General features: G+C 69.9%; 7 protein-coding genes. 2 read left to right on the top strand and 5 right to left on the bottom strand.

Features of this window, described 5'->3' with window-relative positions:
• Positions 1-30: 30 nt before the first annotated feature.
• The 4 genes from ACESK5_RS11115 to ACESK5_RS11100 form a co-directional block, all read right to left on the bottom strand.
• On the bottom strand, positions 31-2,580 hold the full coding sequence (locus tag ACESK5_RS11115; RefSeq protein ID WP_372911635.1) for an FAD-dependent oxidoreductase: 2,550 nt from the start codon (positions 2,578-2,580) through the stop codon (positions 31-33).
• Positions 2,581-2,910: 330 nt separating this feature from the next.
• Positions 2,911-3,387, bottom strand: a complete 477-nt coding sequence (locus ACESK5_RS11110) for a pyridoxamine 5'-phosphate oxidase family protein (RefSeq protein WP_372911634.1) — start codon at positions 3,385-3,387, stop codon at positions 2,911-2,913.
• A gap of 131 nt (positions 3,388-3,518) precedes the next feature.
• Positions 3,519-6,863 carry a formate dehydrogenase subunit alpha gene (gene fdhF, locus ACESK5_RS11105; RefSeq protein WP_372911633.1) on the bottom strand — a complete coding sequence of 1,115 codons (3,345 nt, stop codon included), beginning with the start codon at positions 6,861-6,863 and terminating at the stop codon, positions 3,519-3,521.
• The gene (locus ACESK5_RS11100; protein WP_372911632.1) at positions 6,860-8,374 is read right to left on the bottom strand and encodes an NADH-ubiquinone oxidoreductase-F iron-sulfur binding region domain-containing protein; all 1,515 of its coding nucleotides are present in this window, start codon (positions 8,372-8,374) and stop codon (positions 6,860-6,862) included. The genes fdhF and ACESK5_RS11100 overlap by 4 nt, the downstream gene beginning before the upstream one ends.
• 194 nt (positions 8,375-8,568) lie before the next feature.
• Here ACESK5_RS11100 and ACESK5_RS11095 point away from each other — a divergent pair, with 194 nt between their 5' ends.
• Entirely contained in the window at positions 8,569-8,841 is a 273-nt protein-coding gene (locus ACESK5_RS11095) for a hypothetical protein (protein WP_372911631.1), read from the top strand.
• Between the two features lie 16 nt (positions 8,842-8,857).
• Here ACESK5_RS11095 and ACESK5_RS11090 read toward each other — a convergent pair whose 3' ends face one another.
• Positions 8,858-11,452 (bottom strand): FAD-dependent oxidoreductase, encoded by a 2,595-nt coding sequence (locus ACESK5_RS11090; RefSeq protein ID WP_372911630.1) that lies wholly within the window; start codon positions 11,450-11,452, stop codon positions 8,858-8,860.
• A 318-nt stretch (positions 11,453-11,770) separates the two neighbouring features.
• On the opposite strand from ACESK5_RS11090, the gene ACESK5_RS11085 reads away from it, so the two are divergent.
• Positions 11,771-11,984: hypothetical protein (locus tag ACESK5_RS11085; RefSeq protein ID WP_372911629.1), on the top strand; the 214-nt coding region annotated here is incomplete at its 3' end.

Here is an 11,984-nt window from a genome sequence, read left to right as displayed (position 1 = left end):
CGGCAGGGGTGGTCCGCTGCGGCCACCGTATCAGCCGAGGATCTTCTCGCGCGCCGGGTCGAACAGCGGTTCGTCCCGGACCGTCGCGTCGTACAGTTCGCCCTCGCAGAGGACCTGGACTGACGTGCCGGCCTCGGCGTACTCGCTCGGCAGGTAGGTGTAGGCGATGGACTCGCCGATGGAGTAGCCGAAGTCGGCCGCCTGGACGTAGCCGAGCGCCTCGCCGTCCTTCATTACGGGGCGACCACTCAGCACGATGTCCGTCGAGTCGTCGAGTGTGAGGGGGGTGATGCGGTTGTCGATGCCCTCGTCGCTGGCGCGTTCGAGGGCCTCGCGGCCGACGAAGTCGGTGTCCGTGTCGACGGCGAACGGCAGGCCGGCCTCGTAGGGGTTCGCGTCGGTGTCGATGTCGGTCCCCCAGAGTCGGTACCCCTTCTCCAGACGCATCGACTCTAGGGCGCCGCCGCCCATCGGTCGCACGTCGAGGTCCTGGCCGGCCTCCCAGAGCGTCTCCCAGAGGCGTGCGCCGTACTCGGTCGGCGCCCACAGCTCGTAGCCCAGTTCGCCGACGTACGACACCCGCAGCGCGACGACCGGCACCTCGCCGACGTACAGCTGTTTCGCCCGGAAGTAGGGCAGGCCGCTGTCGGAGACGTCGGCGTCGGTACACCGCTGGAGGAGGAGGCGGGACTTCGGGCCCCACAGTCCGACCGTCGACCGCGCGCCCTCCTCGACGTGGACCGAGACGGTCTCGGGGGCGTGCTCTTCGAGCCAGCCACCGTGGATGCCGGGGGAGTTCCCCCCGCCGGTGGTGACCATGAACTCCTCCTCGCCGAGGCGGACGACGGTGACGTCCGCGAGGATGCCCGCGCCCTCGTTCAGCAGCAGCGAGTACCGCACCTGCCCGACGTCGATGTCGACGTCGTTGCTACACATCCGCTGGAGGAACGCCTCGCTCCCCGCCCCCTCCACCACGATGGAACTGAACGAGGTCATGTCGAACATCGACACGTGCTCGCGGGTGTGGAGGTGTTCCGCCCCCTCGATGGGCGAGCGGTTGACCCCCTGCCAGCCCTCCTGGTCGGGAATCTCGTCCGCGTAGCGCTCGACGAGGTCGGCGTTCGACTCGTACCACTGGGCGGACTCCCAGCCGCCGCTCTGGTAGAACTCCGCGCCGAGGTCCGCCTGCTGGCTGTAGAAGGGGCTCCGACGGAGGCCGCGGTGGTCGTCGGGTTGCCAGCGCGGTTCGACGATGGAGTACACCTGCTCGTACCGCGTCGCGCCGCGGTCGACGAAGTACTCCTTCTCGCCGGCGTGCGGTTCGAACCGCCGGACGTGGATGCCGCCGGTGTCGACCGGTCCCGAGGGGAGGCGGGGGACGCCCGTCTCCATCCACTCGGCGAGGATGCGTGCGTAGCCGGCCGAGTGGGTCCACCAGACTGCGAGCGCGCTCCAGAGGCCGTCCACCGACGCCGTCGGGCCGATGGCGGGCATCCCGTCGGGCGTGAACACGAAGATGCCGTTCTCGGTGACGGCGTACTCCGCGTCGGCCGTGGCCGGCAGGAGTTCGTCGAACGCCTGCTTCGCCGATTTGTCCCGGTTGGGGTGGGTCGCCCGCTCCCAGTGCTTCTTCGTGAAGCCCCTGACCGACGCCTGCATGTCGCCGTTGACGCCCATCTCCTCGGGGTCGACCGAGAGCGTCTCGTGGTTGTACGACCCCATCCCGAGGGCGTCGCCGTGGGTCCGGAAGTACAGCGAGTGGTCCTGGTCGCGGCCGACGGGCCGGTGGGGTCCCTCGCTCATGTACTCCTGGATGTCGCGGTTGCCCGGGACGTCCAGGCCGGCGGTGTGCGAACCGACGTCGGTGCCCGCGTCGGCCAGTTCCTCGAGCGGTTCGGTGACGACGTACTGGTGTTCGACGGGCGCGATGGGGAGGTCCAGCCCCGCCAACATCCCGGACTGGTACCCCCAGTTGTTCGTCGCCAGCACGCAGCGGTTACACTCGATACGTCCCCGGTCGGTGACGACGGCCTCGACGCCACTGGGCCCGGTTTCGATGTCCGTCACCCGCGTGTCGCCGACGAACCTCGCCGGCGTGTTCTCGATGTACCACTGCAGCGTCTCGATGCCGTCGACCCGGCCGTCCGTCGGCGAGTAGTAGCCGCCGAGAATCTCGTCGGTGTCCACGAGCGGCAGGTGCTCGCCCACCTCGGCCGGGGAGAGCAACTCCGGGTCCGGAAGACCGTACGAGGTGGCGTGTTCGTAGCGGCGCTGGAGGAAGTCCATCCGCTCCTCCGAGCGGGCCACCTCGATGCCGCCCACCTCGTCGTAGGTGCCGATGTCGGAGAGGAACCGACTCGTGTAGTGGGCCGCCTTCGTCATCACTTTCGACGGCGACGTCTGGAACATGATACCCGGTGCGTGGACCGACGACCCCCCCGTGACGGGGAGCGGGCCCTGGTCGACGACGGTGACGTCCTCGGCGCCGAGTTCCGTCAGGTGGTAGGCGACGCTACACCCGACGGCACCGGCACCGACGACGACCGTGTCGGCGTTCGCTGGAAGGTCTCCGTGGCTCATGTTACCGGACTGTATGTGTCACAATCTTAAATACATCGGTAGGGCGACCGAGTCGGTCCCGGAAGGGGCCGTCGTCGGTGGGTTTTCGGGGAGTCACGACTCCCGACGCCGAGGGGAATCACGGCGTCGTGACCCGCTGGCATCGCCCGTAGGCGCGACGACCACAGCGCGAACCACATCCATACACACGTCTGACACGTCGGGCTGTGCTCGGTGCGTGCGGACGTGGGTCGCTCGGCGCCGACGCGCCGTCGTGTCACCCCCGGCCACGCTGTCGAGCGAGTCGAACAAACCCCGGGTCGGTCGGGGCTCGAACCGGTCTCGGCCCGGTCAGGGCTCGATGTTCTCCCGGAAACTCGGCGCCAGTCCGCTCTGTCGGATGCCGACCTGCTCCTCGATGGCGAACTCGTACACCCGCACGCCGCCGGCAGTCGTCGCGCTCTGGAGCACGCTCGGGCGCCAACTGTTGCTCGGGTGTTCGACGAGGTCACCCCACGCCGACTCCGGAACCTCCGAGAGTTCGCCGGTCAGCATGACGCTCTGCCACCGGAACTGCGACTCGACGTCGTAGACGAGAAAGCGGCCCCGGCGCCGCTCGTCCGTCAATGCTCCCTTGTCGCTCTCGGCGCCCAGCAGGTAGGTGAAGTAGAGCGCGTCCCCGTCTCGTGCGTACGAGAGGGGAATCATGTACGGGACGTCGTCGGTCGGGAGGCCGAGGATGCCGACCGCGTGGTCGTCGAGGAACGCCCCGACGGCGTCGTCGTCCATCCACTCGAGGCCGTACTGCTCCAGTTCGTCGACGGTCATGGCTCTCCCTTCGCCGGGCGGTCACAAATCTACTGGGGTGGGTGGAGGCCCCGGACGCGGAGACGGGAACCGTCGTCGGTCGCGGCCGGGCGCAACCGGAGGGGGTCGAGACGCGGGCCCGTCAGCCCCGCTCAGTCGTCGTCGGCCGTCCCCCGCCGCTCGCGTCCCTCGCCCGCGTCCGGCGTGCGGAGGACCCGCTCGTCCGTCTCGGGGCCGAGTGGCTCGACGCGGACGCTCGACACCTTGTACTCGGGGATGCCGGCGTGGGGGTCGAACGTCTCGCCGGTGAGTTTGTTCACCGCGCCGGCGGCGAAGTGCATCGGGATGAACAGGGTCGCCGGCCCCACGCGGTCGGTGACCTGGACCTTCACGACGATGGACCCTCGGCGGGACTCGACGCGGACGTACTCGCCGTCTTCGACCCCGAGGTCGGTCGCCGTGTCGGGGTGAATCTCGACGAAGCTCTCGCCCACGTGGCTCATCAGCCCCTCGACGCGACGGGTGATCTGCCCGGTGTGCCAGTGGTAGAGCACCCGCCCCGAGGTGAGGGTGTACGGGTAGGTCTCGTCGGGGACCTCCCCGGGGTGGCCGCCGTCGGCGGGGACGAACCGGGCCTTGCCGTCGGGGTGGTTGAAGTTCCCCTCCTCGTAGTCGTAGAGGTACGGCGTCCCGGGGTGGTCCTCGTCGTAGCAGGGCCACTGCAGGCCGTGTTCCTCGCCCGACTCGAGCCGGTCGTAGGTGACGCCGCCGTAGATGGGGGCGAGCGAGTTGATCTCGTCCATGACCTCGCTCGGGTGGTCGTAGTCCCAGTCGTAGCCCAGCCGGCGAGCGAGGGCCTGAGTGATCTCCCAGTCCTGTCGGGCCTCGCCCGGCGGGTCGGCGGTCGCACGGACGCGCTGGATGCGTCGTTCGGTGTTGGTGAACGTCCCCTCCTTCTCGGGCGAGGTGGCCGCCGGGAGCACGACGTCCGCGTACTCGACGGTCTCGGTCCGGAAGATGTCCTGGACGACGAGGAAGTCGAGTTTCTCCAGCCCCTCCCCGGCGTGCTGGATGTCCGGCTCCGAGAGCGCCGGGTTCTCCCCGACGACGTACATCGCCCGGAGGTTGCCGGCGTGCGCCTCCTCCAGCATCTCGGGCACCTTCAGCCCCGGCTCCTCCGGCGGCCGCTCGCCCCACGCCTCGGCGAACTTCTCGCCCACCTCGTCGTCCGCGGGGTTCTGGTAGCCCGGGAGGCTCCCGGGCAGGGTACCCATGTCGCCGCCGCCGCCCTGGACGTTGTTCTGGCCGCGGAACGGCGAGAGGCCCGCGCCGGGCTTGCCGAGCTGGCCGAGCAGGAGCGCGAGGTCCGCCATCGCCAGGAGGTTCTCGGTGCCGTGGCTCTGCTGGGTCATCCCCATCGCCCAGCCGAAGACGACGGTGTCGGCCGCGGCGAGCGTCTCCGCCGCCGACGCGAGCTCCTCGGGCGGGACGCCCGCGAGCTCTTCGACCTTCTCCGGGGTGAACGCCATCACCTTCTCCTTCAGCTCCTCGAAGCCCGTCGTGTTGCGCTCGATGAACGCCTCGTCGTGGAGGTCGTGCTCGATGATGTACCGCATCATCCCGTTGAGCCACGCCACGTCGTAGCCGGGGGTGGTCCGCGTGTACTGGTCGGCGTGTTCGGCGATGCCGACCTTCCGGGGGTCGAAGACGACGAGGTCCGCACCGTCGCGGACGTTCTGCTTGATGCGGGTCGCTAAGACGGGGTGAGACTCGGTGGTGTTCGACCCGCTGATGAGGTAGGCGTCGGCCTCGCCGATGTCCTCGTTGATGCGGTTCGTCATGGCGCCGTAGCCCACCGTCCGCTGGAGCGCCGCGACCGTCGAGGAGTGACAGAGCCGGGCGCAGTTGTCGATGTTCTTCGTCCCCAGCACCTGCCGGGCGAACTTCTGGACGAGGTACGCCTCCTCGTTCGACCCCTTCGAGGAGGCGAGACAGGCGACCGAGTCGATGCCGTGGTCGGTCTGGATGCCCGACAGCCGCTCGGCGACGAGGTCCAGCGCCTCCTCCCACGAGACCGGTTCGAGTTCCCCCTCGTCGTTCCGGACCAGCGGCTCTGTCACGCGCTTCTCGCTGTTGGCGAACTCGTGGCCGAACTTCCCCTTGACGCAGGTCGAGAAGTTGTTCGCCGGCGCGTCGTCCGGGTCGTCGACGGGGACGACCCCGAGCGTGTCGCCGTCTCGGCCCCACATCTCGAAGCGACAGCCGACCGCGCAGAAGCCACACGTCGTCTCCGCGGTGTCGAGTTGCCCGAGCCGGTAGGTGCTCACCAGGCTGGCGATGTCGAACAGTCGCCCCTCCGGGAGCGTCTGGGCGGCGATGCTCTCGGCGGTGTGTTCGCCCGCCAGGAACGCCCTGTGACCGTACTCCTTCGCCAGGTCGCCCGCCCGGCGCTTCGCCTTCGAGGCGAACCGGGCCAGCCCCGTCTCGCCCGGGACGGCGTCGAGCGCGCGTGCGGACGCGGTGTCGAACCGACGGTTGGGTGCCGGCGTGTCGTCCAGCGTCTCGACGGGCTCGTGTTCGATGACGGTCCCGATGGAGTTCCGCTGGGTGAACCCCGGGAGCGGGAGCGTCGCCACCCCGCCGATGCCCTTCTCGGTCAGCGCGCCGGTCGGACAGACCGTCGCACAGTGGCCACAGGAGACGCACTCGGAGTCGTCCATCGTCTCGGCGTCGGACTGGAAACCGATGCGCGTGTCCTCGCCGTGGCCCTCGATGCGGAGGACGCCCTCGACCTGCACGTCGTTGCAGCTCTCGACACAGCGGTTACAGAGGATGCACTTGTTGCGGTCGATCTGGATGAACGACGAGGTGTCGTCGAGCGGTTCGTACTGGTCCCGGTCGTCGAAGACGCCGTACCGGGGGTGGTTGACCCCTTCGCTGATGGCCGCGTCCTGGAGTTCACACCGGCCGTTGCCGTTGCAGGTCGTACACCGGAGGTTGTGGTTCGAGAGCAGCAGGTCGAGGTTGACGCTGCGGGCGGTCGTGGCGTCGGGCGTGTCCGTCCGGACCTCGAGGCCCTCTTCGGCCGGGAACGAACACGACGGGACGAGCCCGTGCGCGTCCGTCTCGACCATGCAGGTCCGACACTCGCTCCGGGGACCGATCTCGTCGCTGCAGTCGCCCGGGCGGTCGTAGTAACAGACCGCCGGGACGTCCGCCTCCTCGCGCATCCCGTCGCCGCCGGGCGCGACCGAGACGACCGCGTCGTCGACGGCCTGCATCGCGTCGATGAGGGTCGACCCCGGCGGGACGGTGACGGTGTGTCCGTCGACGGTGACGGTCGTCGGCTCCTCGCCCGTCGTCCCCGTCGGCGGGTCGCTCGCGGTGCCGGTTTCGAACGTCGCCGTCACCGGGGTCGTGTGCCGCGGGTCCTCGACGTCGGGGACTCTGGGGAGCGGTTCGTCTCGCGTGTCGCCTGGTGGATAGTCCGTACTCATAGCTTGCTCCTGCAGGTACCGCTCGGACAGCGGCCGTCGGCGTGGGCCCGGAACTCGGCGTCGAAGCGGTCGAGCGCGGTCACGGCCGGCCGCGGGGCGCTCGCTCCGAGGCGGCAGTTGCTCGACTGGCGCATGACGCGGGCGAGTTCGCGGATCTTGTCGGACTCGAACGCCCCGTCGTACACCTCACGGAGGAGTTCGGTCAGCTGTTTCGTCCCTTCGCGCCCGGGGACGCACCGGCCGCTGTTCTCGGTCGCCGCGAAGCGGGCCCGCTCGCCGGCAGTCGCGACCGCACACCGGCTCTCGTCGAGGAGTTCGACGGTCCCGTCGGTCCCGAGGCCGGCCGCCCGGAACGACCCGGCGGTCGGCGGGAGGTCGAGGTCGACGATCAGGCCGCCCAGGACGCCGCCGACACAGGCCATCTTGTACGTTCCGGTCATCTCGACGGCGTCACGGACCCGGGCCAGGCTGGCGCTCGAGGGGAGTTCGACCGTCGCCGGCGACCGCACGTCGCCGGCCACGGCGACGAGTCGCGTCCCGGGGTCTGCCGCCTCGGGGTCGACCGCATCCGGGTCACGGGCCGCCCGCCGGACCTGCGCGAGCGTCCGGGGCGTGTGGACCACGGTCGGGCGGCCGTACAGACCGTGCGTCGCCGGGCCCGGTGGGGTGAGTCGTGGCTCGATGCGGTCTGCCCCCTCGAGCGCCTCCAGAGCGGCCGTCGGTTCCCCGGCCCGGTACTGGTCGGGCCCCGCGACGACCTGCACCTCGGCAGGGAGCGACGCGGCCGCCGCCGCGTCCCGGAGGTGGTCGTGCAGGTCGGCGGCACCCTCGGACACGAGCACGACGACCTCGTCGGCACCGACGTGTGCGGCGACCGTGGCCGCGCCGTCGAGGACCGCGAGCGGTGCCGCCGCGAGGAGGAGGTCGTCCCCCGTCGGGAGGCCCGAGGCGTCGTGGGCGTTGACGACCACGACCGGGTCGCCGTCGGCCGAGCGGGCCTCCTCCCACTGCTCGCCGACCGGCGTGTCGAGGGCGGCGTCGCCGCGCCCCCGGCCGAGGAGCGCCGACGCCGCCCGCAGGTCCGGGTCGGTGTCCGCGACCGGTGACCAGGCGTCGGCGTCGAGCGGGTCTCGCCAGCCACACGGGCCGAGGACGGCGCGTCGACCGACGGAGAGCGGGCCGGTCGCCGGGACCGGCAGGGTCGACGTCGCGGGGTCGTGGGTCACGACGGCGGTCGCCTCGTCCGTCGGCAGGTCGCCGGAGTCGAGCGTCGAGACGACCGACCGTAGGGTCGACTCCCCGGGCGCGGCGTACAGCGCCGTCTCGCCGTCGACGGTCGCCAGCACCAGCGGGTCGAACGCGTCGATGCCGGTCGGGCCGGTCCTGACGACGCGGACCGACGTCGCCGCGTCCCGTGCGGTCCGCAGCAGTTGCTCCGCCCCCGTCGACCCGACCCGCGTGGCGACGCGGACGGTCGGGTCGTCGGGGGTCGGCTCGGGGTTCCCTGTCATTCGGTGTCACGTCGGTCTACGAGCACAAAAGTACCCGGGACGGCGCGGTCGACTGCCGGGACCGGCCCGCCGAGACGGCCGTGGTGTGACGGGTGTCGACGCGCGCGCGAACTGGTGGTTCGGTCGGGCCGGGGGTGGTCGAGAGGTGGTTCGGAGACCCAAGCCGTTAGAAGGCCCGACGAGAACGTCCGGGTATGACCAACCCACAGTTCGAGGAGGTCAAGCGCGAGGCGTCGGAGGCGGTCACCCAGTCCGACCTCCGCTCGGTGTACACCGGCGTGATCCACGAGAACGGCCGTCACCAGTTCTACTTCGGCAACGACACCACCGAGGCGACGGAGCTGCGCGAGGCGGCCGCCGTCCAGCTCGGGATGCTCATGCGGGTGCTGGCGGACCGGTCGGACAGCAGCCTCGAGGAGCTGTCCGAACTCGCCGTCGAGCGCGCCGAGGCGATGGAGCTCCGGTGAACGGCGGGGGGAGAGCCTACAGTAGCGGTTCCTCGCGGACCGTCGCGGCGTACCGCTCACCCTCGTAGAGAATCTCCACTTCGGTGCCGGGGTCGGCCTGCTCGGGCGGGAGGTACGCGTAGGCGACGCAGGCACCGACCGAGTAGCCGTACTGCGCGCTGTGGACGTAGCCGAGCACCTCGTCGTCGCGCGGGTCCGCGCCGCTCCCCGTGCCGTCGAGGACCGGCCGGTGGGCGAGGATAGCGGCGTCGGGGTCGTCGAGGGTCAGACACGCCACCTCGTGGCGGATGTTGTCGCCGTTGGCCGCGGCGGCGACGGCGTCCTTGCCGATGAAGTCGGTGTCGAGGTCGACTGCGAAGCCGAGCCCCGCCTCGTAGGGGTTGTGCTCGGTGTGGAGGTCGACGCCCCACAGGCGGAAGCCCTTCTCGATGCGGAGGATGTCGAGCGCGCCGTTGCCGTACGGCCGGATGTCGTACTCCTCGCCCGCGTCCATGACGTGCTCCCAGAGCTGTTCGCCGTACTCGGAGGGGGTGTACAGCTCCCAGCCGAGTTCGCCGGCGTACGACACCCGCAGCGCCGTGACCGGGACGTTCTTCACGTACGTCTGCTGGCTGGTGAAGAACGGGAACGCCTCGTCGGAGAGGTCGGTGTCCATCACCTTCGAGAGCACCTTCCGGGCGTCGGGGCCGGTACAGACCATCGCCGCCAGACTGGAGGTGACGTCGTTCACGACGACGCCCTCGGGCGACTGCTCGCGGACCCACGCGACGTGGTTGTTCCCCACCTCGCGACCCGTCGTCAGCAGCAGGTACCGGTCGTCGTCGGTCCGGGTGACCGTGATGTCGGCGCGGACGCCGCCGCCCTCGTTACACATCAGGGTGTAGCGCACCTGACCGACGTCGAGGTCCATGTCGTTCGTACAGAGTCGCTGGACGAACTCCCCGGACCCGGGGCCGACGACCTCCATCTTGTTGAACGGCGTCATGTCGTGGAGGCCGACGTGGTCGCGGACGTGCAGCGCCTCCGCGCCCTCGATGGGCGACCAGTACGTCGCCTCCCAGCCGTCGCGCTCGGGAATCTGCTCGTCGTACCGCTCGACGAGGTCGGCGTTCGAGTCGAACCACTGTGGGGCCTCCCAGCCGGCCTCCGCCCACAGCTCCGCGTCGAGCTCCTCGTGGGAGTGGTACATCGGCGTCCGCCGGATGTCGCGCTGCTTGTCCTCCCACACCCACTTCGGGTGCATGATGTTGTAGACGATGCGGTACTCCTCGCCGCCGATGTCGTGGGTGAAGTCCCAGCTCCCCTCGTGCTCGTCGAACCGGTTGACGTCACAGTGTGCGAGGTCGATGGGGCCGTCGTCGAGTCGGGGGACGCCCGTCTCCATCCACTCGGCGAGCGCCTTGGCCGCCCCGCCGGCGTGGGTCACCCAGATGGCCGCCGCCGTCCAGAGCCCCTCGTACTCCTGGACCGGGCCCATCACCGGGAGCCCGTTCGGCGACTCCGCGAACATCCCGTTGTACTTGAACTCCAGCTCCTTGCCCTCGGTGGCCGGGATGAGTTCGTCGCTGGCCTGCCGCGGGGACTTGTCGGGGCGGTCCGGGTGGGTCGCCTCGTTCATGAACCGCTCGGTGAACTCGTGGACCGACGCCTGTGACTCGTCGGTGTTCCGGCCGAGTTCCTGTGGGTCCGGGACGACCGGCTCGTGGTTGTACGAGCCGATACCGTACGAGTCACCGTGGGTCCGGTAGTACATCGCGTTGTCCTGGTCGCGGAGGATGGGCCGGTCCGGACCGACGAGCAGCCGTTTGGCCTTCTCGCCCGAGACGTTCTCGTAGTTCTCGAACAGCGGGTGGTCGGTGATGTCGACGGCGCTCTCTGAGAGTTCGTCCAGCGACTCGGTCATCGTGTACTGGTGTTCGACCGGAGCCACGGGGAGGTGGACGCCGAGTTTCTCGCCGAGTTGCCGCGCCCAGATGTTCGTGGCGATGACCACCTCGTCGCACTCGATGGTGCCGTTCTCGGTGACGACCGCCGACACGGAACCGTCCGCCATCTCCACGTCCTCGGTCCGGGTGTGCGGGACGAACTGGGCACCGCCCGCCATCGCCTCCCGGGCCAGCGCGTCGCAGGCGACGACGCCGGACACCTGGCCGTCCGTCGGCGAGTAGTAGCCGCCGAGGATGCGGTCGGGGTCGACGAGCGGGAGCTTCTCCTCTACCTCCTCCGGGGAGAGGAGCTGTGGGTCCTCGAGCCCCCACGCCGTCGCGTGCTCGACCCGGCGCTGGAGGAAGTCCATCCGCTCCTCGGTGCGGGCGACTTCGATGCCGCCGACCTCGTTGTACGCCTGGTGACCGTCCGCGCCCTCCAGGTCGGAGTAGAGCCGTCGGCTGTAGTCGGCGAACTGCGAGAGGACCTTCGGCTCGGCAGTCTGGAACATGATGCCCGGAGCGTGCGTCGACGACCCGCCGGTCGTCGGCATCGGTCCCTGGTCGACGACGACGACGTCGTCACGGCCGTGTTGTGTCAGCTGGTACGCGACGTTGCAGCCGACGATTCCGGCCCCGACGACGACGGTTCCGGCTCGGCTCGGCAAGCTATCGGCGGTGTCCATAGATATCGGTTCGACGGTGACTGTGGCGGACGGATATAGTTATCGCCTGTCACGCCGCGACGCCCAACGTACGCAAAAACTGATAGGTAGAGGTTCGTCAGCGTTCGGTCGGGAACCGACGTCGGCCGGCGACGCGCTGCTGACGGCGAGTGCGCCCGAGCCCGTCACCCCGGAGCGGCCCCGAGCGGGCCGCGTCGCGGCCAGAGCGGCGCGTTCCGTGCCGCGGCTGGCCGCTCCGCGTTCTCTCAGCATTTGAATGGGTTGAGTATTCCTCATACACGGTTAATCATCCACGACGTGTCACTACCACGTAGAAAGATGGGGCTCCACACCGCGTTCGACCTCCTCTCGGAGATCGTCGAACGGTACGAACGACACGGGCACACGGTACGCAACGTCGAGGCTGTGAGCGACGAGCACGGGAGTCTCCACGCGACGCTGGAACTCCCGGTCGCCCTCGACGGGGACGAGGCGGGGCCGGCGCTGTCCGTCGGGACGGCGACGATGACCGACGACGGCGGGTTCGTGGTCG

Origin of the sequence: Salinigranum sp., assembly GCF_041641895.1 — an archaeon.
Classification (GTDB): domain Archaea; phylum Halobacteriota; class Halobacteria; order Halobacteriales; family Haloferacaceae; genus Salinigranum.
This window is presented reverse-complemented; position numbering and strand designations above follow the sequence as displayed.